Source organism: Acidovorax sp. (genome assembly GCF_046294525.1).
Classification (GTDB): domain Bacteria; phylum Pseudomonadota; class Gammaproteobacteria; order Burkholderiales; family Burkholderiaceae_C; genus Acidovorax.
The window spans coordinates 1-25,290 of record NZ_JBKBKQ010000040.1; the positions used below are offsets into that span (position 1 = coordinate 1).

The following is a 25,290-nucleotide window of genomic DNA, read 5'->3' on the forward strand; positions in this document are numbered from 1 at the left end:
GCTTTGCGCTCGATGACTTTGGCACCGGCTACTCGTCCCTGTCCTACCTCAAGCGGCTGCCGCTGGACCAGGTCAAGATCGACCAGAGCTTTGTGCGGGACGTGCTGACGGACCCGAACGATGCGGCGATTGTGCGCACCATCCTTGCGCTGGCCAAGAGCCTGGACCTGGAGGTGGTGGCTGAGGGGGTGGAGACCACGGGGCAGCTGGGATTCTTGCGGCTGCACGGGTGCGAGGGGTTTCAGGGGTATCTGTTTGGACGGCCCGGCTCCATCGAGATGTTTGCGCGCGAGTACCAACTGGGCCCTGTGCCCCCAGCGCAGCCGGCCGCGCCCGGTCCCGGGATTGAAGGGAGTTCGCCATGACCGGGGCGGGCGTGCTCTGGGTGGACAGCGACACGCTTCACGCTGCTGCCGCGCGGCGCATGATCGCCGGGCGCCACCCAGACTGGCGGGTGGTGCACAGCCCGACGCCTGAAACCGCCCTGGCGCCCTTGGCCTCGCAGGCGTGGGCTGCCGTGGTGCTGTGCTTGCGCCCTTCGGTGCAAGAGCTGCCGAGCTTGCTGGAACTGTGCGCAGGTCGACCCGTGTTCATGTGCATCGACGCGGCGCAAGAAGCTCTGGCAGCACGCGCGTTCCGCTGCGGGCTGGGGGACTACGTCTTGCGCGACTCCGAGCCCGACGGCGTGGCCCACCTGAGCGAGCTGCTGCACCGTCTGGCGGCCCTGATCCACAGCGCCCAAGGCAAGGGCCAGCCCGTGCGCATGGTGGATGCCCGCATCTGGCAAGAGGCGCTGACTATGTTGCAGGAGCAGCGTTCGGCCCTCCAGGCCACGCTGGCCAGCATGAGCCAGGGGATCTTCAAGACCGGGCCCGATGGGCGGATCACCGTATACAACGAGCGCGTGCTGGAGCTGCTGAACCTTCCCGAGTCGCTGATGGCCACTCGCCCCACGCTGGCCGACCTGACGCGCGTGCAGGCAGAGCGAGGCGACTTTGGCGAAGGCTACAGCCTCGTGGATCGGCGCGGCCAGGGCTACGTTGCCGGGGGCGCCAAGGACTCGGCGCCAGCCGTGTACTGGCGCACCACGCGCGACGGGCGTACGTTCGAGGTACGCACGTCCACTCTGCCCGACGGAGGGCTGGTGCGCACCTTCACAGACGTGAGCGACTACGTGCGCGTAGAGAACGAGCTGCGCGAGAGCGAGGCGCGCTTCCGCTCCTTGTCCGACCTGTCGTCGGACTGGTACTGGGAGCACGATGCCGAAGGGCGGTTTGTGCAGCTGGCGGGCGATCTGAGCGTCAATGGCATTCCGCTGTCCAGCGTGATGGGCCGCACGCGCTGGGAGATTGGTGCGCTCAACATGAGCGAGGCCGACTGGGCGGCACACCGCGCGGTGCTGAAGGCGCAACAACCGTTTCGCGACCTGGAGCTGCAGCGCCAGCGCCCGGACGGCAGCATGCATTGGATCACGGTCAGCGGCGTGCCGGTGTTCGGCGCCGATGGCACCCTGCGCGGCTACCGCGGCGTGGGCCGCGACATCACCGAGCGCAAACGTGTGGAAAGCCAGATCGAGCAGCTTGCATTTTTTGACGTACTGACAGGCCTGCCCAATCGCCGCCTGCTGGTGGACCGGCTGCAGCGCGCGCTGGCGGCAGTGCAGCGCAGTCATGCACAGGGGGCTCTGCTGTTCATCGACCTCGACAACTTCAAGGACCTGAACGACACCCTGGGCCACGACATCGGCGACCAGCTGCTGGTGCAGGCCGCGCAGCGCCTGAAAGGCTGCGTGCGCGAGGTGGACACCGTGGCCCGCTTTGGCGGCGACGAGTTCGTGGTGCTGGTGGAGGGCCTCAGCCAGGATGCCAGCCATGCCAGCGCCGAGGCTGCGCTCGTGGCCAGCCACATCGCCACCACGCTGGGCAAGCCCTATGTGCTGGGCGACACCAGCCACCACAGCACGCCCAGCATCGGCATCGCGCTGTTCGGCCTGCAGGCCTGCACGGTGGACGAGCTGCTCAAGCACGCCGACCTGGCCATGTACCAGGCCAAGGCCGCAGGCCGCAACACACAGCGGTTCTTCGACCCCGACATGCAAGCCGCCGCCACGCAGCGCGCCGCGCTGGAGGCCGACCTGCGCCGCGGGCTGCAGCAAGGCGAACTGGTGCTGTACTACCAGCCGGTGGTGGATGCCAAAGGCCGCCTGCAGGGCGCAGAAGCCCTGGTGCGCTGGCAACACCCGCGCCGCGGGCTTGTGTCGCCCGCGGAGTTCATCCCGCTAGCCGAACAGACCGGCCTCATCCTTCCACTCGGGCATTGGGTGCTGGAGGCGGCCTGTGCGCAGTTGGTGGCCTGGTCGCGCAGCGCACTCACGCGCCAGTTTTTCCTGTCGGTGAACGTGAGCGTGCGACAGTTCCGCCAGCCGGATTTTGTGGAGCAGGTGTTGGGCACGCTGAATGCCAGCGGTGCCAATCCCGAGCGACTGAAGCTGGAGCTGACCGAGAGCCTGCTGCTGGCAGATGTGGAAGACATCATTGCGCGCATGGAGCAGCTGCGCCATTTCGGCGTGGGCTTCTCGCTGGACGATTTCGGCACGGGCTATTCGAGCCTGAGCTACCTCAAGCGCCTGCCCCTGGACCAGCTCAAGATCGACCAGGGCTTTGTGCGCGACCTGCAGACCGACCCCAACGACGCGGCCATCGTGCGCACCATCCTGGCACTGGCCGACAGCCTGGACCTGGCCGTGGTGGCAGAGGGGGTGGAGACTACCGGCCAGCTCGAATTCCTGCAGCGCCACGGCTGCAAGGCGTTCCAGGGATATCTGTTTGGCCGGCCCATGCCGCCTGAGGTGCTGGAGCGCGCGCTGCGCCCTGCGCTATGACAAAAGCTTGCGGGCCGGCCCGGTTCACAATCGGCGCATGAAGAAACAAGTGTTGGTGGCGGGTGGCGGCATCGGCGGCTTGGCCGCAGCGTTGGGCGCCACGCGTGCCGGCTGGGACGTGCGGCTGTACGAGCGGGCCGCTGCGTTCAGCGAGGTGGGCGCGGGCGTGCAGATTGGGCCCAATGTGGTGCGCCGCCTGCAGGCCTGGGGCCTGCAGCGGCCACTTCAGGAGGTAGCCGCTTTTCCCAGTCGCCTGCAGGTGCGCAGCGCACTGAACGGCAAGGAGCTCGCTCAGATGCCGCTGGGCCCCACGGCGGTGGAGCGCTACGGGGCCGCCTACGCCACCATTCACCGCGCGGACCTGCACGGGCTGCTGCTGGCGGCAGTCACCCAATACACCGACACCCAGGTGCACCTGGACCATGCCATTGACGCCTTCACCGATGCCGATGGCGTAGTGACCGTGCGCACCAGCCGCAGCAAACAGGTGGAGGGCGACGCGCTCATCGGCGCGGACGGTCTGTGGAGCCGCACACGCACCCAGTTACTGGGTGCAGTGCCGCCCCGCGTCACGGGCCATCTGGCCTACCGCGCGCTGGTCCCGCAGCAGGCGCTGCCCGATGCGCTGCGTACCGCACAGGTCACCGCCTGGCTGGGCCCGCGCCTGCATGCGGTGCAATACCCCGTGCGAAGGGGCGAGCTGCAGAACCTGGTGGTCATCGTGCAGGGTCCCGCGCCGCAGGACCTGGAAAGCTGGGACCACGTTGCCAATGCAGCGGGGCTGGAGCATGCGCTGAAAGGTACCTGCACTGCTCTGCAGGACGTGGTGCGCAGCGTGAGCGCCGTGGGCGGGCCGGGCTGGCGCCTGTGGCCGCTGTGCGACCGCCCGCCGGTGCGCAGCGCCGACGACATGGCCCGGGGCCTGGTGGCCTTGCTGGGCGATGCGGCCCACCCCATGCGCCCGTATCTGGCGCAGGGCGCGGGGATGGCCATCGAGGATGCGGCCGAGTTGCAGCGAGCACTGTCCATGCACGACCTGGAGGTGCCGCTGCGCCTGCGTCGTTACGCCCTCAACCGCTGGCAGCGCAACGCGCGGGTGCAAGCGCGGTCCACGCGCAACGGGCGCATTTTTCATGCCACAGGGCCGGTGCGCTGGGGGCGCGACTGGTCGCTGCGGCTGCTGGGAGAACGGTTGCTGGATGTGCCCTGGCTGTACCGGGGCGATGGCTCCAGCGCGAGCTCGCTGTAGCTTTCGCTTAACGCGCAAGCGGTGCGCCGGCGTCGGGGCAATCCGGTAGACGTTGTCAGGATATTCCCCTATGCCATCAGGCAGTTGCTGCCGCGAAACAGGGTGAACTTGCGCAGTGTGCCACGCTCTATCGGTGTGTGTGTAATGCGCCGAAAAGGCAACGGATGTGTCCACGAATTCGCTGTTCAAGCGCAGGCCGTGGTGCTACAAAGAGCCAAGCCGGTTAGCGAATTCCCGTCCAACACCGCGGCGCTGCCTGATCCCGCCAGGCCCGTGCCGCCAAAGGAGGCCGTATGGATGCCATCAGCAATTTCGCCGCGCGCTACGCCCGTTGCCGCGAAGAGGAAATGTCCGTTGACGAGTACCTTGCCGAGTGCAAGCGCGACCCGATGGCCTACGCCACGGCCGCCCAGCGCATGCTGGCCGCCATTGGCGAGCCCGAAATGGTGGACACGCGCAACGACCCGCGTCTGTCGCGAATCTTTGCCAACAAGGTCATCAAGCGCTACCCCGCGTTCGCCGAGTTCTACGGCATGGAAGACGCCATCGAGCAGGTGGTGAGCTTCTTCCGCCATGCCGCGCAGGGGCTGGAAGAACGCAAGCAGATCCTCTACCTGCTGGGCCCCGTGGGCGGGGGCAAAAGCTCCATCGCAGAGCGGCTCAAGTACCTCATGCAGAAGGTGCCGTTCTACGCGCTGAAGGGGTCGCCTGTGAATGAGTCGCCACTGGGCCTTTTCGACGCGATGGAGGACGGGCCCGTCCTGGAAGAACAGTTCGGCATTCCCCGCCGCTACCTGCAGCGCGTGCTGTCGCCGTGGGCCGTGAAGCGGCTTGAGGAGTACGGCGGCGACATCCGCAAGTTCCGCGTCGTGAAGCGCTACCCCAGCATTCTGAAGCAGGTCGGCATTGCCAAGACCGAGCCCGGGGACGAGAACAACCAGGACATCTCCAGCCTGGTCGGCAAGGTGGACATCCGCAAGCTGGAGAGCTTTGCGCAGGACGACACCGACGCCTACAGCTACAGCGGCGGCCTGTGCCTGGCCAACCAGGGCCTGCTGGAATTTGTGGAAATGTTCAAGGCGCCCATCAAGGTGCTGCACCCGCTGCTCACGGCCACGCAGGAAGGCAACTACAAGGGCACCGAAGGCTTTGGCGCCATCCCGTTCGATGGCGTGGTGCTGGCCCACAGCAACGAGAGCGAGTGGAAGGCGTTTCGCAACAACAAGAACAACGAGGCGTTTCTCGACCGCATCTACATCGTGAAGGTGCCGTACTGCCTGCGGGTGAGCGAAGAAACCCGCATTTACGAAAAGCTGATCCGTGAATCGTCGCTCGGCAACGCCGTGTGCGCGCCGGGCACGCTCAAGATGATGGCGCAGTTCGCCATCCTCACGCGGCTGAAGGAGCCCGAGAACTCCAGCATCTTCAGCAAGATGCAGGTGTATGACGGCGAGAGTTTGAAAGACACCGACCCACGCGCCAAGAGCTACCAGGAGTACCGCGACTACGCGGGTGTGGACGAAGGCATGACGGGCATCTCCACGCGCTTTGCGTTCAAGATTCTCTCGAAGGTGTTCAACTTCGACAGCGCCGAGGTGGCGGCCAACCCCGTGCACCTGATGTACGTGCTGGAGCAGCAGATCGAGCGCGAGCAGTTCCCTGCCGAGCTGGAGACCAAGTACACCGGCTACATCAAGGAGTTTTTGTCGCCGCGCTATGCCGAGTTCATCGGCAAGGAAATCCAGACCGCGTATCTGGAAAGCTACAGCGAGTACGGCCAGAACATCTTCGACCGCTACGTCACGTATGCGGACTACTGGATCCAGGACAACGAGTACCGCGACACCGACACCGGCGAGGTGTTTGATCGCAGCGCGCTCAACGCCGAGCTGGAAAAGATCGAGAAGCCCGCAGGCATTGCCAACCCCAAGGACTTCCGCAACGAGATCGTCAACTTCGTGCTGCGGGCGCGCGCCAACAACCAGGGCAAGAACCCCAGCTGGACCAGTTACGAAAAGCTGCGCCTGGTGATCGAGAAAAAGATGTTCTCCAACACCGAGGAGCTGCTGCCGGTGATCAGCTTCAACGCCAAGGCCAGCGCCGAGGAGGCGCGCAAGCACGAAGACTTTGTGACCCGCATGGTGGACAAGGGCTACACGCCCAAACAAGTGCGTCTGTTGTGCGAGTGGTACCTGCGCGTGCGCAAGAGTAGCTGAAGGCCCGGTAACGCCGCGGGTGCGGCGCCCGGAGGCAGAGGAGCAAGGAGATGCCGTTGCAGATCATCGACCGCCGGCTCGCAGGCAAGAACAAATCGGTAGGTAACCGCGAGCGCTTTGTTCGGCGATACAAGGAGCAGATCGCCGACGCGGTGCGCCGTGCTGTCTCGCAGCGCGACATCCGCAACATCGAGCAGGCCGAAAACATCACCATTCCCAAAAAGGACATCAGCGAGCCGTTGTTTCACCACGGCCAGGGTGGCATCCGCGACACCGTGCACCCCGGCAACACCGACCATGTGCGTGGCGACCGCATCCAGCGGCCGCAGGGCGGAGCAGGGGGGCGCGGCTCGCAGGCCAGCGACAGTGGTGAAGGCGAAGACGACTTTACCTTCACGCTGACCAAGGAAGAGTTCATGCAGATCTTCTTTGAAGACCTGGCGCTGCCCCACCTGCTGCGCACGCACATTGGCGAGAACCCGCGCTGGAAGTCGCGTCGCGCGGGCTACAGCCAGGACGGCACGCCCAATAACCTGGCCGTGGTTCGCACCATGCGCGGCGCTCTCGGCCGGCGCATTGCGCTGGGCAAGGCGCACCAGGGCGAGCTGGCGGGGCTGCAGGCGCAGTTGGACGCCCTGCTGGCGCAGGACGACGGCACCAGCGAGGTGCTGGCCGAGCTCCAGGGCCGCATCGCAATGCTGCAAAAGCGCGTGGACCGCATTCCGTTTCTCGACCCCATCGACCTGCGCTTTCGCGCGCGCACGCCCGTGCCCGTGCCCAGCAGCCAGGCCGTGATGTTCTGCCTGATGGATGTGTCGGGGTCCATGGACGAACAACGCAAGGACCTGGCCAAGCGCTTCTTCATCCTGCTTTACCTGTTTCTCACGCGGCACTACGAGACCATCGACATCGTTTTCATCCGCCATCACACGCAGGCGGCCGAAGTGACTGAAGACCAGTTCTTTCATTCCACCGAGAGCGGGGGTACGGTGGTCAGCAGCGCGCTGGTACTGCTCGACCAGATCATCCGCACGCGCTACCCGGTGGGTGACTGGAACATCTACGTGGCCCAGGCCAGTGATGGCGACAACTTCACCAACGACAGCGGCAACTGCAGGGACCTGCTCGCAGAGCGCATCCTGCCCGTGGCCCGCTACTTTGCCTATGTCCAGGTGGCGCAGGAAGAGCAGAACCTGTGGGACGAATACAGCCAGCTGCTGCCGCTGTACCCGCACTTTGCGATGCGCAAGGTGGGCCAGCCCAGCGAGATCTATCCGGTGTTTCGCGAGCTGTTCAAAAAGGAAGGCGTGCAGGCATGAATGACCTTACAGCGCGTGACACGGCCTCCAACATGGCGCACGACCCGGCGCACAACATGACCCACTACCCGGTGCTGGAGCGCCGCGTCAGCGACAACCCCTGGAAGGCGGCCGCCGTGGGCGAACGCCGCCACCGCACGGTGCCCGGCGAGCCCCTGCCCGCTGGCGCGCGCCCCAGCCAGCCGTTGCCCGACCCCAGCGACTGGACTTTTGAGCTCATCGAGCGCTACCACGCCGCCATCGCGGCCACGGCCGAGCGTTTTGGCCTGGACACCTACCCCAACCAGCTGGAGATCATCACCGCCGAGCAGATGATGGACGCCTATTCCAGCGTGGGCATGCCGGTGAACTACCGGCACTGGAGCTATGGCAAAGAATTTTTGGCCACCGAACGGCGCTACCGGCGCGGCCACATGGGACTGGCGTACGAGATCGTCATCAACTCCAACCCCTGCATCAGCTACCTCATGGAAGAAAACACCACCGCCATGCAGGCGCTGGTGATTGCGCACGCCGCCTACGGGCACAACAGCTTCTTCAAGGGCAACTACCTGTTCCGCATGTGGACTGATGCGTCCAGCATCATCGACTACCTGGTGTACGCCAAGGACTACGTCGCCCAGTGCGAAGAGCGCTACGGCCTGGCCGAGGTGGAAAAACTCATGGACTCGTGCCATGCGCTCGCCAACTTTGGCGTGGACCGCTACCGCCGCCCCTCGCGCAAGACCCTGGCGCGCGAGCGGCAGGAGCGGGAGCAGCGCGAGGCCTATGCGCAGCAACAGGTCAATGAGCTGTGGCGCACCCTGCCCACGCGCCCCGGCAAGGAAGGCGCTGCCGAGGAGAACACCCGCTTTCCGCAGGAGCCGCAGGAAAACATCCTGTACTTCATCGAAAAGCACGCGCCGCTGCTGGAGCCCTGGCAGCGCGAGATCGTGCGCATCGTGCGCAAGATCGCCCAGTACTTCTACCCGCAGCGCCAGACCCAGGTCATGAACGAAGGCTGGGCCACCTTCTGGCACTACACGCTGCTCACCACGCTGTATGACGAGGGCTACCTGAGCGACGGCGTGATGATCGAGTGGTTGGGATCGCACACCAATGTGGTCTACCAGCCGCCGGTGGGGCACCGGGCCTACAGCGGCATCAACCCGTATGCGCTGGGCTTTGCGATGTACCGCGATATCCAGCGCATCTGCCAGAACCCCACGGCGGAAGACCGCCGCTGGTTTCCGGACATGGCGGGCAAACCCTGGCTGCCCACGCTGGACCACGCCATGCGCAACTTCAAGGACGAAAGCTTCATCGGCCAGTACCTAAGCCCGCACCTGATGCGCGAAATGCGTCTGTTTGCCGTGCACGACGACGCGCGCCAGAGCGAGCTGCTGGTGAGCGACATCCACGACGAGAACGGCTACCGCAGCCTGCGCCAGACGCTGTCGCAGCAATACGACCTGGGCACCCGCGAGCCCAACATCCAGGTGTGGAACGTGAACTTGCGCGGTGACCGCAGCCTGACCCTGCGCCACACCCAGTATCAGGGCCGTCCCTTGGGGGACGACACGCAAGAGGTCCTCAAGCACGTGGCGCGGCTGTGGGGCTTTGGCGTGCAGATCGAGAGCGTGGACGCCTATGGCAACAACGCCATGGTGCTGCACCAGGTGCCGCCACCGGCGGATTGAAGAAGATAGCTATATAAAAGATAGCTACTAGCCCTTGATGGGTAAGCGCTGGAGCCTTGTTTTGCTCAAAATGTGACGGTCCGCCGTTTGCTCAGGCGCCCGCCGTGTCGCCCAGCGCCCACCGAAGGATGGCGGTCTGCACCGGCAGCAGCAACTGCTTTTGCGCGTACCCTACAAAGCCCGGGTATTCGATCGGGTCCACCGTCAGCTCTCGGCCCAGCCTGAAGGGCGGCGTGGGTAGCAGGGCGGGGTTGCCCAGGGCGGCCAGATGGTCTTCGGTCAGCGGCGTCATGTCGGCCTGGGTCTCGGCGTCGGCCTCGGCGCCTGCGGGCCAGCAGTCGGTGATCACCACGTCCACCGCGCCTGGCAATGCGGAGGGCTCTACAAACGTGACGTGTGGCAGTACCTCATGAAAGCGCCGGTGGCATACCTGCACCAGCTCCAGCTCCAGCACCTGGGCCAGCCCGTGCCATGAGCGGAACACGTTGGTGCTGGCCCCCCACAGGCATACGCGCGCCTGCGCCAGTGGTTTGATCTTGGTATCGACGAAGTAGGCGTCGGTCAGCACCTCGCACGGGTGGCCCTGGGCGGACATGGCGTTGATCACCGGGCGCTGCGACGTCGCAGCAAACTCCGACAGGCGCGCGTGGTTGCTTTCGCGCACCACATATGCGGCGTAGAACGGGTCCAGGTAGCCCGCCAGGTCGCAGGCGCGTTCGCCGGTCTTGAGCAGGTTGGGCAGCTCGACAAACGCGAGCCCGAGCTGGCGGAACGCCTCGATGAAGGTCGTGCGGGTGCGGATGCCGTTGCCTTCAAACGACCACGCCACGGTGCCTTGCAGTGGTGCACCGGGCGCGTTGACCAGGGCCCAGATGTGCCGGATGTCTTCGGGGCGCAGGTCGGTCAGCTGGATGAGATTCATGGGTGGTGCTTCCGTGGAAGAGGGGCGGGCAGAGACGCCTGTTTGATCCTGAAGCGTACTTCAGGAGCGGGCGCTGCGGTGTTCGCCCACTTAGGTGCCGCGCTGCCCGCGCGTGTCAGTGTGCAGGCGCGGGCAGACACCTGAAGGCCAGGGCACCGGTTGCCAGCATGGCCGCAATGGTCAGCATCACCGCCACGTACGGGTCTGCGCCTTGTGCGGCGGCGATGGAAGCTGCCACGCCGGTCACCCACTGCATCAGCGCCACTCCCAGGAACAGCGCCATGGTGAACACCGCCATGGCCCGCCCCGTGACGGCGGGGGCATAGGCGGTTCGCACGTCTGCATACTGCAGCACCATGTAGCCCGACAACAGGCCCACGGCGACGGAGCCGGTTACATCCAGCCATTCGGCATGCAGCAGGCCGATGGCGCCGAACAGGGCTGCGAGCAGCACCGTGAAGCCCGTGATCCACCGTCGGCGCCGCCCCGGGCCGGGGTCGATGCGCCCGAACAGCGCAGGGGTAAACAGCGACACCAGCGACGCCAGCATGGCCACGTTGCCGCTGGCCACCAGGCTGTAGCCGTGTCGCTCGATGAGCAGCGGTCCCAGCCACAGCCCGCGCAGCGTGAGGAACGAGGCGTACGTCGTCAGCGCCAGCAGCATGATGCCGGCCGTGTGCGGCAGCAGAAACAGCGCACCGAAGCCGCGGACCGCGGCACCCACCGACTCGCGCGGCGCTGTGCTGTGGGTGGCTTGCGGAGGCTCGTGCACCTTCCAGTAAATGAGCAGCCAGGCCAGCACCGACAGGCCCGCCAGCACGGCAAAACCCATGCGCCAGGATGAGTGCTGCACCAGCCACGCCAGCGGCGTGCCGGTGAACAGCATGCCCAGCCCGCCCACGCCCATGGCCACGCCCGACACCATGGCAAAGCGGCTGGCGGGAAAGTGCCGCGCAATGAACACCGTGCACACCAGGAACGCGGGCGCGCAGCCCACACCGATCAGCACCTGGCCCAGCAGCACCGCGCCATAGCCCGGTGCCACCGCCGACAGCACCGCGCCCGCAATCGCCAGCGGAAACGCCACCAGCAGCGTGCGCCGCACTCCGAATAGGTCGATGCCCACTCCCATGAAAAGCTGCATGGTGCCAAAGGCAAACGCAAACGCGCCTGCAAACACGCCCAGCGCCTGCGCCGAGAGCTGGAACTCCGCCTGGAGCCCCGTCGCCATGATGGCCGTGATGGTGCGAAACGCCTGGCTCAGCCCAAAGCCCGAGATCAGCGCCAGCAGCATGATCCAAGCCGAGCGCGCGGAAAGCGTGGAGTGCGGCCTATGGGCGGCAGCAGGGGACGATGCGGGAGACGGGGAGGAGGCTGGCGCGGACACGGGGCAGTAGGCAGTAGTGAGAAGGATGCAGCCCGTCGAACGGGCGGATGCGTTGGGGGACGGGTGGGTAGCTCGCCAAGCGTAAACCCTTCATCCTCCCCCGTCCGCACCGGCGCGACATCTCCATCCCCGGGGGCTGCCCTCGCGACTGGCGGGCGCGGGCTGCATTCCTGTGCGTTTGGGTGCGGTACTGGCGGTGTAATCGACGTGCCATTGCGGCGCGCCAGACTCTGGGGCTTTCGCATGGAGCCGCCCGTCTGCGGGATCCGGGGCGATCTGGAGGGTTATGGCAATCCCTAGGAGGGATCACCCCAATCGACGCGGGCGGTGACGTGGGGCACCCTTTGGGGTGTGTCCCGCGGCTACTGCGCGGCGTTTGTTCCCATTGGTGGAAATTGGCAAGCTTTGTGCTTGTGCGCTGTGCAGGGCCCGTCGGCGGGCCCCCGGCCGGGCTTGGCAGTGAAGGAGTTTGACGGATGAAGAAGTTGGTACCACTGGGTGCGAGCGTGCTGGTTGCCTTGCTGGCCACGGGTTGCGCCACTGCCCCGGCAGAGAAGGTCTCGTTCAACGAAACAGGCAGCATGCAGTTTGCCTGCGGCAATGGCGACAAGGTGGAGATGCAGTTCTTCCCCGAACAGAACATGAGCGTGCTGGTGCGCAACGGCTGGACGGTGGGTCTGCCCGCGCAGGCCACTGACAGCGGCTACGCCTACAGCAACGGCCCCACCACGGTGCGTGGCGAAGGCAACGAGATGACCATCCAGATCGGCTACCTCACCCCCATCTGGTGCCGCGGCCGGCCCACGCTGGTGTCGGGTCGCTGACCGCTTGGCGGTCTTTCATCCTCCACCCTGCGTCGCATACGGTGTGGTGATGCAGTTGGGTAGTGGCCCGCTTTGTAGGGCATTGATTCAAAAACAATAGCTGCCAGCGCTTGTCCAGCAAGCGCTGGCAGCTTTTTTTGTGCTTAAAGCTGTCTTTGCCGCGGCGCGACGCCCTCCGCGGCAGAGCCGGGGCTTGCCTACCGCCCCGCGCTGCACCCACTGGGTGCGGCGGTGCGCGTGCCCTGCGCCAGCGTGATGGGCATCACCAAGTTGGCGCCGGTGGCGTCGCGCAATGTCAGGGCCACTTGCTGGCTGTCGGTGCTGCCGTCGCTGAACTGCAAGCGCAGGACGGCAGGGCTGCGGGTGGTCTGGGGCTGGCCGTTCAGCCACTCGGTGGTTTCCAGCGTGCCTTCCAGGAGCACAGCGCCTGCATCGTCTGGCTGCCAGGGGCCGTCGTACACAAAGCGCAGGCACAGGGCGGTGAACACTATGCGCTCTGCCTCCAGCTGCAGGGTGACTTGGGGGCAGTCGTCCGCGCAGGGGGCTCCGGTGGAGAAGCCCGGCCCTGCGTAGTTGTAGATGCCGGTGATGGGCCCGGTGCCCGTGCCGCCGGTGCCGGGTCCGCAGGCTGCCAATGCCAGCGCCCACAGCAGGGTACAGGTGCGCACGGCGCGCAGCGCCAGCTCAGGAAGAAGGGTGCTCATCGTTGTCCGCCGCATAAAAGTAGCTGCCAAACCGCGCGCGGTGAATGCGGTCTTCGGGGGCAGTGTGTTGCTGGTCGTGGTCATACCGCGCCTGCGCTTCGGTCATCACGGTCTTGAAGGCTTGGCGCCAGGCCCGGGCCGCCACAACGTGCAGGCGGCGGGTGGATTCGTCGCTGAGCTGGTCCACAAACACCGACTGCTCCAGATAGTTGTGCCCGCCCTCCAGATTGAGGGCGGCGGCGGCCAAGTGGTCGTGCACGTTGTCCTGCAGCAGCTGCGCCATTTCGGCAAAGCCTTGGCGCGGCACAAAGCCAGTGGCCAGCAGGCGCACCTGGCCGCTGTCCGGGTCTTCCTCGGCCATGCCCAGGCGCAGCAGTTCGTCCAGCACGGCGCGCGGGCGCACGTCGCTGCTGATGCTGGCCACCAGCGCGTCAAAGTGCGGCCCTTCGCTGGTACGGGGCAGGGGACGGGGCTGGCCTTCGTCGTCCAGACAGTCGGCCTGGCTCAGCCAGCGCGCCACCACCTGGCTGGCCATGTTCAGCGGGGTCTCGCCTTCGACCTGGGTGTCGGCGGGTTCTGCCAGGCGGCCCAGGTTGCGCACGTCGCGGCGGTGCACGCCGGACATCAGGCTCACCGCGCTGTCGGTGGGCTTCTTGCCGCTGTCCTGCAACTCGGCATGGGCAGCGTCCAGAAACACCTTCTTCATCGCAGCGGCAAACGCGGGGTAGGCCACGCCATTGCGCAATAGCAACCGCGCCAGCGGCCGCAGCACGTGCAGGGCGCAGGCCAGAACGATGGCGGAACGGGAAGGCATGGTGAACGAACGCGAAGACAACAAAAAAAAGCGGCGCCGCGCAGGCGGGCAGAACAGCCGCCATTGTGATGTGGTTGACCGCTGCAAATTGTGTGGGATATTATCCCACTTATCTGTGGCGGGTGCATACCGTGTAACGCAACGCCGGATTGAGAGGATCGCTTGATCGCGCACCGCGCCACAGATACCTATCTGGACGGAGAAATCACACAATGACGAATCGCGGAATGACATGGGGGATGGGTTGGGGCGCGCTGTGCGCTGCGGCCTTTGTGGCGGGCTGTGGCGGTGGCGCGGGCGAGCCCGGCGGGCCGCAGACGCCGAACGAAGCGCGCCTGCAGGCGGTGCGTGCAGGCGACCTGGTGGGCTTTTTCAAGACCAAGGTGGCGCAGCGGGTGGCCGCCGGGCTGCCGGGCACGGCCGTCACGGTACCCACGGTGAGCGACCCGGCCCTGGCGGGATCGGTGGTAGTCAACACCGGCACGCCGCTGGTGGGCCCGCAGGTGGAGGAAGATGGCTTCGTCCGGGCCGACGGCGGCATGCTGTATGCGCTGCACCGCGCCTATTCCGCAGGCACCGGATCGGCGCTGGAGCAGCACCCGCCCCGCTTCTCGGCCATGGCGCGGCTGCCAGACCACAGCCTGCGCAGCGTGGGCCGCGTGGCGCTGGACGACAAGTTCGTGCCCTACGGCTTTTACGTGGCCGGCGGCGGCACCCGCGCTGCGGTGATCTCGCAGCAGAACCCGTACGCTGACCGCCAGCCTGGCGTGCCGTTCGCGACACCTGGCGAATCCACCACGCCCGCCAACGCCCAGGCACGCACGGACGGCACCGCTGACACCACCGTGGTGCCCGAGTACAGCCGTACCCTCTCGCTCGACGTGTTTTCCATTGGCAAGGACGTGGTGCCCGCGCAGCTCAAGCGCATGCGCATCGACGGCCTGGTCGTGGGCAGTCGCCTGGTGGGCAACACCTTGTACCTGGTCACCACTTGGTCGCCCGACCTCACCCACTTCGCCGTCCCCGCAGGCGCCAACGCTGCCGCGGTGGAGGCCGCGCTGAAGGACCTGAAAACCGCCGACATCCTGCCCACGCTGCGTGTGGACAACGGCCAGCCCCAGCCGCTGGTGACTGAGGCCGACTGCCTGCTGCAGCCAGGCAATGCGTCGCTGGACCTGCAGGTCACCACCATCACGGCCATCGATCTGGCGTCGGCGGGCCTGGCGCGCAGCAGCCGCTGTTTTGCGGGCGGCAGCGAAGGCCTGTACCTGGGCGCCAGCAGCGTGTACCTGGCCAGCTCGCGCCAGTACCACTATGGCGGCGACGTGATCAACATGGTGTTTCCCACCGGCAGCCGTACCGACATTCACAGGTTTGCGCTGCGCGGCAGCCAGGTGGACTACAGCGCGTCGGGCACAGTGGACGGACACCTGGGCTGGGATGTCACGCGCCTGGGCCAGCGCATGAACGAATACCAGGGCGACCTGCGTGTGGTGACCTTTACCGGCCAGACGGGGCAAAGCGGCGCGCCGCCCGTCACCATCCAGTCCAAGCCCGTGTCCACTGCCGTGCTGTCGGTGCTGCGCGACCCGCCGGGCGACAACCGCCTGACGCTGCTGGCCAAGCTGCCCATCCGTCAGCGGCTGTCGCCCACGGGCCAGGCGGGGCAGCAGATCGACACCGTGCACTTTGCCGGCACGCGCGCCTATGCCGCCACCTACCTGGCGTCAGACCCGGTGTATGTGATGGACCTGGCCGCTGCCAACAACCCTGCCATGGCAGGCGAGCTGGCCGCGCAGGGCTACACCCGGCATCTGTTCCCGCTGCCCAACGGCTGGCTGCTGGGCGTGGGGCGCGACCTGACCGATGGCGGGACTGAGGCCGGTGTGCCGCTGGCGCTGTTTGACGTGCGCAACCCCGCGCAAGGCCGCCGCGTAGCCACTGACAAGCTGGGGCGCGAAGGCAGCAGCACCGCGCTGGGCGTGGGGCGCCCGGTGCTCAACGTGCAGCAGGTGGGTTCGCGGGTGCTGCTCGCGTTTCCGGCGCGGGCCATGCATGCGCCCAGCCTCATCGGCACGCCGCCGCCGGTGCGCGGCCTGCAGGGCGCCGCGCGCTGGGAGGTCAACACCACCCAAGGCACGCTCACGCAGCGGTCCATGCTGGTCACGTCCACCCTGCTTTCAACGCCGCCGGACAGTGGCTGGAACGCGCAGTTCGACCTGTACAACGAGCGCAGCCTGCAGGTGGACGCGGCGGTGTACCAGGTGTCGGGTGGGCAGACTTTCTACAAGGTAGGTGATTGACGTAGAAAGACATCAAAAATGATAGCTGCCAGCGCTTTATGGATAAGCGCTGGCAGCTCTTTTTGCTTGAAATTGAGGGCGCGTCAACCCGCCCGCAGCCGCTGCAGCTCGGCCTCGGCCACGTCGATGCGTACCGTGCCCTGTGCCACCAGCACCTGCGCCACGCGGTCGATCTCGTCGCCCACCGCCCCCGCCATCATCGCGATGTTCTGCGCATGCAGGGCCATGTGGCCCTTCTGGATGCCGGTGGTGGCCAGCGCTTTCATGGCCGAGAAGTTCTGCGCCAGGCCCACGGCCGCAATGATCTGGGCCAGCTCGCGGGCAGACGTTACGCCGAGGATCTTGAGCGCGGTCTTGGCCGTAGGGTGCAGCTTGGTCGCGCCGCCCACCAGGCCCACGGCCATGGGCAGCTCGATGGAGCCTGCCAGATCGCCGCTGTTGGTGATCTCCCAGGTCGTCAGGCTGGTGTAGTGGCCACCGTGTGCGGCGTAGGCGTGGGCACCGGCTTCTACCGCGCGCGTGTCGTTGCCGGTGGCCAGCACCACGGCGCTCACGCCGTTCATGATGCCCTTGTTGTGCGTGGCGGCGCGGTACGGGTCGGCCGCGGCAAAGTGGTAGGCCGCCAGCATGCCGTCGCGCACCGCTTCGCCGCCGATGTCGGCCGTGCGCCACACGCAGCGCGCGCGCGCCAGGCGCCGGTCGGCCAGGTTCGACAGGATGCGCAGGTTGGTCTGTCCGCCCGTCCATGCCGCAATCTGCGGCGCAATCTTTTCGGCCATGGTGTTGACGGCATTGGCGCCCATGGCGTCGCGCGTGTCCACGATGAGGTGCGTGATCACCATGGTGCCGCCGCGCGTGTCGATGACCCGCACCTCCAAATCGCGGAAGCCGCCGCCCAGCTTGACGAGGATGGGGTCGCAGGCATCGCACAGCGAGCGGATCTCTTCCCTGTGCTCCAGGATGCGGATGCGTGCGTGCTGCGGGTCAGACACCTGCGTGAGCTGGATCTGCGCAATCATCTCGGTGCCCGACATGGACGTGATGAAGCCACCGTGGTCATAACACTGGCGTGCCGCGTTGCACACCGCGGCCACCACCGACGATTCTTCGGTGGCCATGGGGATCAGCCGGTCCCGCCCGTCGATCTTCATGTTGGTGGCAATGCCCACGGGGATGTTCATCGTACCGATGACGTTCTCGATGAGGTGGTCGGCCAGCTCGGCAGGCAGGTTGCCGGTGTTCAGCAGGTGGGCCTTGTCGTCGTCGCCAAGGCCCGCAAACCGGGCCACGGCGTCGATGCGTGCGGGAATGGCGAGCTTGTGAAAACCGCCGATGCGGCTGCTGGGGTGTACGGTGGAAGTCATGGAAGTGTTTGGGATAAATGGGTGAACAAGCGGCTCAGCGCGACGCCATCAGCCGGGGCAGGTAGGTGACCAGATCGGGGAAGGCCGCGCAGATGAGCAGGCCGACGAACTGCAGCGCAAAGAACGGCAGCACGCCCCAATACACGGCGTTCATGCCGATGTGGGCGGGCAGCGTGCCCTTGATGTAGAACAGCGTGTAGCCAAATGGCGGGCTGATGTAGCCCATCTGGATGGTGATGGCGAAGAGCACGCCAAACCACAGCTCGTCAAAGCCCAGCAGCCGCACGATGGGCAGAAACACCGGCACGGTGAGCAGGATGATTCCCAGCTCGTCCAGCACCGTGCCCAGGAAGACGAGCAACAGCATCATGGCCGCTAGGATGAGCCAGCGGTTCACGTCCAGCCCCTGGATGAACTGCAGCAGCGTGTCCGCCCCGCCCAGGCCCGTGAAGATGGCCACATAGGCCTTGGCGCCCAGGGTGATCCACAAGATCATGGCCGTGGCCTTGAGCGCATCGGTGCCCGCACCGCGCAGCATGTTGAACTGAAAGCGCCGCTTGATCAGGCTGGGCAGCAGGGCGCCCGCCACGCCTACCGCGGCGGATTCCGTGGGGGTTGCAATGCCGAAGAAGATGGACCCGAGGATCATCACGATCAGCATCGCGGGGATGATGAGCGCCTTCAGTGCCAGCAGCTTTTCGCGCAGCGGCGCCTTGCGGGTGCTGGGGTCAATGGGCACCCATTCAGGCTTTATCCAGCCGATCACGATGATGTAGGCGATGTACAGCCCCGCCAGGATGATGCCGGGCACAATGCCCGCAATCAGCATCTGCCCGATGGAGATCTGCGCCGTGACGGCATACACGATGGTCAGCACCGACGGCGGAATCAAAATGCCCAGCGTGCCCGACGCGCAGATGGTGCCCAGCGCCAACTCGGGCTTGTAGCCGCGCTTGAGCATCTCGGGCAGCGCGAGAATGCCCATGGCCGTCACCGCCGCACCCACCACGCCCGTCATGGCCGCCATCACCACGCAGATGATGACGGTGCCGATGGCCAACCCGCCTTTCAAGCGCCCAAACCACAGCTCCATCGCGCGGTACAGGTCTTCGATGACGCCCGAGCGCTGCAGGATGCAGGCCATCAGGATGAACAGCGGGATCGCGAGCAGCGCCTCGGACTTCATCGTGTCGAAGATCTGCAGCACCAGCACGATGACCGCGTTGGGCTCCCACAGCGTCACGGTGAACAGCAGCGACAGGCCGCCCAGCACAAAGGCAATGGGCAGACCGGTGAGCATGAACAGCGTGAGGCTGCCGAACATCAGCACCAGGATCATGTTGGAGGTCATGGGTGGGCCTCCGCGGGGGATACGTCAGCGGTCGTTTCGCCAAACAGCGTGCGAAAGAACTCCACCACGGCCTGCAGCAGCATCAGCGCCAGTGCCAGCGGCACGGCGGCCTTCACCGGCCAGATGGGTGGGTTCCAGGCTGAAAAGCTGGTCTCGCGGTAGGTAAAGGCGCTGTAGGCTGCGGGTGCGCTGAAGTACAGCAGGATGGCGCAGAACAGCACGATGATGGGAAAGTTCACCAGGTCCAACCGCCGTTGCCATGCGGGGCTCAGGCGCTGGCGTGCCACGTCGAGCGCCACATGGCCCTTGAGGTGCAGCAGGTACGGGCCGCCCAGCAGAAAGTAGGGGCCGAACAGCAGCACGGCCAGCTCCATGCCCCACACGGTGGGAGCGTTGAAGAAATAGCGTGCGGCGACTTCGTAGAGCATGACGGGAACCACGATGGCCATCAACCACACCGTGGCCTGGAAGATCCAGCGGTTGAGTGTGGTGATGGCAGACGTGGAGACAGAGAGCCATGACGGCATGGGGTGACTCCTTGGGGGCGAGGGACAACGCGCAACGGCAAGTGCGCCCTGGCACTCATTGCGGGCGCCAGGGTCTTGGGGCTTGCGCCCGGACCTGCTTAGGCCAGCAGGCCCAGCTCTTTCATGAAGGCCACCTGGCTGTCCAGGATCTTGGTGGCCAGTGCGTCGCCCTTGGTGGCGGTGCGCCATGCGGCCATCGCCTTGGGCCGTGCGGCGGCCACGTCGGCGGCGCTGAATCGGATGATCTCGCAGCCCTTGGCCTGGTACTTGGCCAGCACCGCAGCGTCGCTCACCAGGATGTGCTGGCGCAGCGCCGCCGAAATCTCGCGCGCGGCCACCGCCAAGGCCGCCTTGAACTCGGCGGGCAGCTTGTCGTGCGCGGCGCGGTTGGCCACGTAGCTGGTGGCGGTGGTGGGCTGGTGAAAGCCCGGCACCACTACAAACTTGGCCACCTCGGCCAGGCCGGCTTCAAAGTTGGCTGTCAGGTCGCCCCGGTCGGCCATGTCGATCACGCCCTTGTCCAGTGCGGAGTACACCTCGCCCGTGGGCAGCGGTGTCACCGATACGCCCATGGCGCCCATCACCGCCGAGGCCAGGCCCACAAAGCGGCCCTTCTTGCCCGTCAGATCAGCGATCTTGCGAATTGGCACCTTGGAGTGCAGCGGCTCCTGGCCGTACACGGTGGGGGCGATGTAGTGCAGGCCTGCGGGCGCATACGCCTGGCGCACCAGGTCAAGCCCGCCACGCTCGTAGAACCAGGCTTCGTATTCGTCGCTCTCGGCAAAGCCGAACGGAATGGTGCTGGTGAAAGCGAATGCGGGGATCTTGCCAGCCTCGTAGCCGTCGAAGGTTTTCATCAGTTCGAAGGCGCCGCCGCGCACGGCATCAAACGCTTGCGCGGCAGGCACGATCTGGCCAGCCGCAAACAGGTTGATCTTGAAGCGTCCACCGGTCAGCTCGGCCACGCGGGCCACAAAACGCTCTTCAAACTTTTGCGGCGTGGTGCCGCCGTCCCACAGCGCCTGCATGCGCCAGGTGAGGGTGGCCTGCGCGTGGCTGGCCAGGGGCGCCGCTGCGCCCACGGCAGCGGCTGCGGCCAGGGTGGATTTGAGGATGTTGCGTCGTTGAACGGCTTTGTCTGCCATGTCTTGTCTCCGGTTGGTTTGAAATGTGTGCCCCATCGCCGTGGGGTTGCTGCCTCGGCCCAATGCGCAGTCTGGGCTGCGGGCGAGTTCGAAAAGTATATGGACAACGCGGCGGTTGGTTGGATACAGTTTGGGCACAGATAAGAAAACTGTACCCAGCAATGGATGGGTACAGATAAGGAGACAGACCCCCATGCCTCACCCCGAAGAAGACGCATCGCCCGACAGCAAGGTCGAAGCACTGGCGCGCCGCATTGCGCAGTCCATCGAACAGGGCAGCGTGCTGCCTGGCACCCGCCTGCGCTCTATCCGCGACGCCGCCGCCAAGGACGGCGTGGGCCGCAACACGGTGGTGGAGGCCTACAACCGCCTGGCCGCGCGCGGCTATGTGGAGGCACGGCCTGGGTCGGGCTATTACGTGCGCAAGCCCAGCAGCGGCAGCGTGCATGCCCAGGCCCCTGCGCCGCACGTGACCGAGGCGGTGGACGTGGTGTCGCTGCTGCGTGAGCAACTGGAGCAGCACTACGAGGTGCGCGTGGGCGATGGCCGCCCGCCCGCGTCGTGGATGGAGGGCTCGGAACTGGGCAGCTCGCTGCGCCGCGCACGCTCGCAGGGGCTTTCAGATATCGAGCACGGTTACGGCACACCCTGGGGCTACCTGCCACTGCGCGAGACCATCGCGCGCATGCTGGGTGAGCGCACCATCCCGGTCAATCCGCGCCAGGTTTTGCTGACCCAGGGCGCCAACCACGCGCTGGACCTCATCGTGCGGCACCTGCTGGATGCGGGCGATGAGGTGCTGGTGGATTCACCCGGCTACTACCCGCTGTTTGGCAAGCTCAAGCTCGCCAAGGTGGAGATGCTGGGCGTGCCCCGGCTGGCCGATGGCCCCGACCTGGATGCGCTGCAGGCGCTGCTGGAAAAGCACCGGCCCAAGGTGTTCTTCACGCAGTCGCTGGCGCACAACCCCACAGGCGGGTCGATCAGCCTGCCCAAGGCCCACCGCCTGTTGCAGATGGCTGCGGCCCACGGGTTTCTGGTGGTGGAGGACGACCCGTTTGCCGACCTGCAGCCGCCCAACGCCCCGCGCCTGGCCGCCCTGGACCAGCTGGAGCGCGTGATCTACGTGAGCAGCTTTTCCAAAACGCTGTCAGCCGGTCTGCGCGTGGGCTACATCGCGGGGGCGGCGCACCGCATCAATGCGCTGTGTGATTTGAAGATGGTGACGGTGGTGTCCACGTCCGACTTTGTCGAGCGCGTGGTGCACCAGCTGATCTCGGCGGGCCAGTACCGGCGCCACCTGAACCGGCTCAAGGCCCGGCTGGACGGTGCCCTGGGCCCCGCGCAAAAGGCTTTGGCGCGCCTGGGCCTCACGGTGCACCCCAGCCCGCCGGGTGGCTACTACCTGTGGGTGGAGTTGCCTCGTGGCATCACCGAGCTGGGCCTGGCCCGCAGCGCGGCAGAGCGGGGCATTTTTCTGGCGCCGGGCGCCGTGTTCTTTCCGCAGCGGCAGGGCCAGCAGCAGCCTTTGCAGGCCATGCGGGTGAACGTGGCCTATGCCAACGACCCGCGTTTTTTGCGCTTTCTGCAGGGCGCGCTCAAGGCGGCGTCTTGAAGGCGCGCCGAACCCGGTTCACAAGTCCGTGCGCAGCTTCCAGATTTCGGGGAACAGCACCACGTCCAGCATCTTGCGCAGGTAGCTCACGCCGCCCGTGCCGCCGGTACCGCGTTTGAAGCCGATCACGCGCTCCACCGTGGTCACATGGCGGAAGCGCCACAGCCGGAAGGCGTCTTCCAGGTCGGTCAGCTCCTCGCCCAGCTGGTACAGGTCCCAGTGCTTCTCGGGGTTGCGGTACACGGTGAGCCAAGCCTGCTCCACTGCATCGTTTTCTACATAAGGCTGTGTCCAGTCGCGTTCGGTGTGGCTGGCGGGCACGGCCAGGCCGCGCCGGGCCATCAGGCGCAGGGCCTCGTCATACAGTGAGGGGGCTTCATACGCGGCCTGCACCATGGCCAGCAGGTCGGCACGGTGCTCGTGGGGCTTGAGCATGGCGCGGTTCTTGTTGCCCATCGAAAATTCAATGCAGCGGTACTGGTAGCTCTGGAAGCCGCTGGACTGGCCCAGGTACGGCCGCATGGCGCTGTACTCGGGCGGCGTCATGGTGGCCAGCACGTCCCAGGCGTGCACCAGCTGCTCCATGATCTTGCTCACCCGCGCCAGCATCTTGAAGGCGGGTGGCAACTCATCACGCGCAATGTGTGCAATGGCGGCGCGCAGCTCGTGCAGCATCAGCTTCATCCACAGCTCGCTGGTCTGGTGCTGCACGATGAACAGCATCTCGTCGTGCGCGGGCGATAGCGGCTTTTGCGCGGTGAGGATGGCGTCGAGCTGCAGGTAGTCGCCATAGCTCATGCTTTGGCTGAAGTCGAGCTGAGCGCGCTCTTCGTGCACGATGGATTCGGGCAGGGCGGCAGATGCCGCGTTGTTGTCGTCACCCGCAGGGGTTTGCGAGAAAGGGCACATGGTGGTTTGCCTTTCCGATCAGGTGACGGCGTGCGTCTGGTTGAACTCGGCCTTCTGCCACTCGCCGCTCTCCAGCACCTGGCGCAGGTGCTCCACGGCATTCCACACGTCTTCAAAGCCCAGGTACAGCGGCGTGAAGCCAAACCGCAGGATATCCTTGTGGCGGCCCGTGCCGCCATCGCCTTTGCGGAAGTCGCCGATCACACCGCGCGCAATCAGCGCCTGCACGATGGCGTATGCGCCGCTGCCCTGGCCGTTCACGCCCGCGCCTTCATCGCGCGTCAGGCACACCTGCGAGCCACGCTGTGCATGGTCACGCGGCGTGGCCAAGCCCAGGCCATGGCCTGCGCAGCGCTCTTCCACTAGCCGGATGAACAGGTCGGTGAGCGCCAGCGACTTGGCGCGCAACGCGGCCATGCCGCCCAGGCTTTGTGTAGCGGTGAACACATCCAGCCCGCATTGCAGGGCCGAAAGACTGATGATGGGCTGCGTGCCGCACAGGTAGCGTGTGATGCCGGGCGCTGGCTGGTAATCAGGGGTGAAGGCAAATGGTGCGGCGTGGCCCCACCAGCCCGACAGCGGCTGCCAGAAGCGGTCGGCATGGCGCGGGTGCACCCACACAAAGGCCGGGGCGCCGGGGCCGCCGTTCAAATACTTGTAGCCGCAGCCAATCGAAAAATCTGCGCCCGCGCCGTTCAGATCGACCGGCACCGCGCCCGCGCTGTGCGCCAGGTCCCACACGCATAAGATGCCCTGAGCGTGCGCGGCAGCGGTGATGGCGGCCATGTCGTGCATGGCGCCGGTGCGGTAGTTCACGTGGGTGAGCATCAGCACGGCCACGTCGCTGGTGAGTGCTGCGGCAATCTCCTCCGGCTCCACCAGCACCAGCTCCAGCCCGCGCTCCTTGCACAGGCCTTCGGCAATGTAGAGGTCGGTGGGGAAGTTGCTGCGCTCGCTCACGATGCGCTTGCGCGCGGGGCTGTCTTCGCGGGCGATGTTGAGCGCGGCGCTCAGCACCTTGTAGAGGTTGATGGAGGTGGTGTCGGTGCACACCACTTCATCCTTGCCCGCGCCGATCAGCGGGGCCAGTTGGTTGCCCAGGCGCTGGGGCAGGTCGAACCAGCTGGCCGTGTTCCAGGATTGGATGAGGTCCGTGGCCCACTCGCGGTTCACCACATCCGCCACGCGCGCGGCGGCGGCCTTGGGGGCCACGCCCAGCGAGTTGCCGTCGAGGTAGATCACGCCCGAGGGCAGCGCGAAGTGGTCGCGCAGGGGGCGCAGCGGGTCTTGGGCGTCGCGCGCCCGGCAGTCTTGCAAGGTGGTGGTCATGGTGTGTTTTGCTTCTGTTTTGATAGCTGTTGGCGCTTGCTGCACAAGCGCTGGAGGCCAAAATGTTTGAAATCGTTGCTTTACAGCGCTCGCAGCACGGCCCGCACGGGTGAGGCATCGGCGGTGGTCAGCTTCAGCGGCAGGGCGATCAGCTCGTAGTCGCCCTCGGGCACGGCGTCGAGCACCAGGTTCTCGAGCACGCGCAAGCCCCGGCGGCGGATGACCTGGTGGCTGTCCAGGCTCTTGCTGTCGGCCGGGTCGATGCTGGCGGTGTCGATGCCGACCAGCAGCACGCCCCGGTCGGCCAGGCGCTCAATGGTGTCCGGCGCGTAGGCGGCCAACTGGGCGTCCCACCGGTCCGCGGGCATGTGTTCGTAGGTGCGCACCAGCACGCGCGGGGGCAGGGTGCCGTCCACCGCGTGGGCGATGTGTTCCCAGGTGACGAGCGGCCCGCGGCCGATGGCGTGGATCACGCGGCAGGGACCCAGGAAGGCGTCGAGCGACACCTCGCCAATCGTGGCGCCCTGCGCGTCGTAGTGCAGCGGCGCGTCGGCATGCGCGCCCACGTGGGGCGACAGGGTGATCGCGCTCACGTTCACCGGGCAGCCGGGGCCGATGGTGGCGCACCACTGCTGGCTGTAGGCCGTGTCGCCAGGGAACACGGGGCTGCCCGCATGCACAGGGGGCGATATGTCCCAAAGCTGGCGCGCGGTAGAAGAGGAAGGCGTTGGCATGGGAGAAAGTTTGCATCT

20 protein-coding genes are annotated in these 25,290 nt (G+C 66.2%); 9 read left to right on the forward strand and 11 right to left on the reverse strand.

All coding sequences use genetic code 11. From position 1 onward, the window contains the following. The 6 genes from ACK4HJ_RS22035 to ACK4HJ_RS22060 all read left to right on the forward strand — a co-directional run. Positions 1 to 365: EAL domain-containing protein (locus tag ACK4HJ_RS22035; protein ID WP_409835557.1), on the forward strand; the 365-nt coding region annotated here is incomplete at its 5' end. Next, a complete protein-coding gene (locus tag ACK4HJ_RS22040) occupies positions 362 to 2,881 on the forward strand; it encodes a putative bifunctional diguanylate cyclase/phosphodiesterase (RefSeq protein ID WP_409835559.1) in 2,520 nt (839 codons plus the stop codon). The genes ACK4HJ_RS22035 and ACK4HJ_RS22040, both read left to right, overlap by 4 nt. Before the next feature lie 37 nt (positions 2,882 to 2,918). Next, positions 2,919 to 4,130 (forward strand): FAD-dependent monooxygenase, encoded by a 1,212-nt coding sequence (locus ACK4HJ_RS22045; protein ID WP_409835561.1) that lies wholly within the window; start codon positions 2,919 to 2,921, stop codon positions 4,128 to 4,130. Positions 4,131 to 4,423: 293 nt separating this feature from the next. Continuing rightward, complete coding sequence (locus ACK4HJ_RS22050; protein WP_409835563.1) at positions 4,424 to 6,346, forward strand: PrkA family serine protein kinase; 1,923 nt, start codon at positions 4,424 to 4,426, stop codon at positions 6,344 to 6,346. A 50-nt stretch (positions 6,347 to 6,396) separates the two neighbouring features. Next, positions 6,397 to 7,665, forward strand: coding sequence for a YeaH/YhbH family protein (locus ACK4HJ_RS22055; RefSeq protein WP_409835565.1), 1,269 nt, complete (start codon positions 6,397 to 6,399; stop codon positions 7,663 to 7,665). 32 nt (positions 7,666 to 7,697) lie between these two features. After that, entirely contained in the window at positions 7,698 to 9,344 is a 1,647-nt protein-coding gene (locus tag ACK4HJ_RS22060; RefSeq protein ID WP_409835604.1) for a SpoVR family protein, read from the forward strand. 91 nt (positions 9,345 to 9,435) lie between these two features. Here the strand turns inward: ACK4HJ_RS22060 and ACK4HJ_RS22065 are convergent, their stop codons facing one another. Next, the gene (locus ACK4HJ_RS22065; RefSeq protein ID WP_409835567.1) at positions 9,436 to 10,266 is read right to left on the reverse strand and encodes an ornithine carbamoyltransferase; all 831 of its coding nucleotides are present in this window, start codon (positions 10,264 to 10,266) and stop codon (positions 9,436 to 9,438) included. Between the two features lie 115 nt (positions 10,267 to 10,381). Further along, positions 10,382 to 11,560 (reverse strand): MFS transporter, encoded by a 1,179-nt coding sequence (locus tag ACK4HJ_RS22070; protein WP_409835569.1) that lies wholly within the window; start codon positions 11,558 to 11,560, stop codon positions 10,382 to 10,384. Between the two features lie 569 nt (positions 11,561 to 12,129). On the opposite strand from ACK4HJ_RS22070, the gene ACK4HJ_RS22075 reads away from it, so the two are divergent. Beyond that, complete coding sequence (locus ACK4HJ_RS22075) at positions 12,130 to 12,477, forward strand: MliC family protein (RefSeq protein ID WP_409835571.1); 348 nt, start codon at positions 12,130 to 12,132, stop codon at positions 12,475 to 12,477. Positions 12,478 to 12,674: 197 nt separating this feature from the next. On the opposite strand, the gene ACK4HJ_RS22080 is transcribed toward ACK4HJ_RS22075, so the two are convergent. Continuing rightward, on the reverse strand, positions 12,675 to 13,181 hold the full coding sequence (locus tag ACK4HJ_RS22080) for a hypothetical protein (protein ID WP_409835572.1): 507 nt from the start codon (positions 13,179 to 13,181) through the stop codon (positions 12,675 to 12,677). Next, a complete protein-coding gene (locus ACK4HJ_RS22085) occupies positions 13,162 to 13,995 on the reverse strand; it encodes a DUF6502 family protein (RefSeq protein WP_409835573.1) in 834 nt (277 codons plus the stop codon). The genes ACK4HJ_RS22080 and ACK4HJ_RS22085 overlap by 20 nt, the downstream gene beginning before the upstream one ends. A 212-nt stretch (positions 13,996 to 14,207) precedes the next feature. Here ACK4HJ_RS22085 and ACK4HJ_RS22090 point away from each other — a divergent pair, with 212 nt between their 5' ends. Beyond that, entirely contained in the window at positions 14,208 to 16,298 is a 2,091-nt protein-coding gene (locus tag ACK4HJ_RS22090) for a beta-propeller domain-containing protein (RefSeq protein WP_409835575.1), read from the forward strand. An 83-nt stretch (positions 16,299 to 16,381) separates the two neighbouring features. Here the strand turns inward: ACK4HJ_RS22090 and ACK4HJ_RS22095 are convergent, their stop codons facing one another. From ACK4HJ_RS22095 to dctP, 4 genes are all read right to left on the reverse strand, one after another. After that, positions 16,382 to 17,662, reverse strand: a complete 1,281-nt coding sequence (locus ACK4HJ_RS22095; protein ID WP_409835577.1) for a hydroxymethylglutaryl-CoA reductase, degradative — start codon at positions 17,660 to 17,662, stop codon at positions 16,382 to 16,384. A gap of 34 nt (positions 17,663 to 17,696) precedes the next feature. Continuing rightward, the gene (locus tag ACK4HJ_RS22100) at positions 17,697 to 19,013 is read right to left on the reverse strand and encodes a TRAP transporter large permease subunit (RefSeq protein WP_409835579.1); all 1,317 of its coding nucleotides are present in this window, start codon (positions 19,011 to 19,013) and stop codon (positions 17,697 to 17,699) included. Further along, positions 19,010 to 19,540, reverse strand: a complete 531-nt coding sequence (locus tag ACK4HJ_RS22105; protein ID WP_296018008.1) for a TRAP transporter small permease subunit — start codon at positions 19,538 to 19,540, stop codon at positions 19,010 to 19,012. The genes ACK4HJ_RS22100 and ACK4HJ_RS22105 overlap by 4 nt, the downstream gene beginning before the upstream one ends. 98 nt (positions 19,541 to 19,638) lie before the next feature. Then, positions 19,639 to 20,685, reverse strand: a complete 1,047-nt coding sequence (dctP, locus tag ACK4HJ_RS22110) for a TRAP transporter substrate-binding protein DctP (protein WP_409835580.1) — start codon at positions 20,683 to 20,685, stop codon at positions 19,639 to 19,641. A gap of 193 nt (positions 20,686 to 20,878) precedes the next feature. Between dctP and ACK4HJ_RS22115 the strand changes: the two genes are divergently transcribed. Then, positions 20,879 to 22,300, forward strand: coding sequence for a PLP-dependent aminotransferase family protein (locus ACK4HJ_RS22115; protein WP_409835582.1), 1,422 nt, complete (start codon positions 20,879 to 20,881; stop codon positions 22,298 to 22,300). 18 nt (positions 22,301 to 22,318) lie between these two features. Here ACK4HJ_RS22115 and kynA read toward each other — a convergent pair whose 3' ends face one another. The 3 genes from kynA to kynB all read right to left on the reverse strand — a co-directional run bounded on the left by kynA (position 22,319) and on the right by kynB (position 25,272). After that, the gene (gene kynA, locus ACK4HJ_RS22120; protein ID WP_409835584.1) at positions 22,319 to 23,209 is read right to left on the reverse strand and encodes a tryptophan 2,3-dioxygenase; all 891 of its coding nucleotides are present in this window, start codon (positions 23,207 to 23,209) and stop codon (positions 22,319 to 22,321) included. Positions 23,210 to 23,227: 18 nt separating this feature from the next. Then, complete coding sequence (gene kynU / locus ACK4HJ_RS22125; RefSeq protein WP_409835585.1) at positions 23,228 to 24,538, reverse strand: kynureninase; 1,311 nt, start codon at positions 24,536 to 24,538, stop codon at positions 23,228 to 23,230. 80 nt (positions 24,539 to 24,618) lie between these two features. Then, positions 24,619 to 25,272 carry an arylformamidase gene (gene kynB / locus ACK4HJ_RS22130; RefSeq protein ID WP_409835587.1) on the reverse strand — a complete coding sequence of 218 codons (654 nt, stop codon included), beginning with the start codon at positions 25,270 to 25,272 and terminating at the stop codon, positions 24,619 to 24,621. Between the last annotated feature and the right edge of the window lie 18 nt (positions 25,273 to 25,290).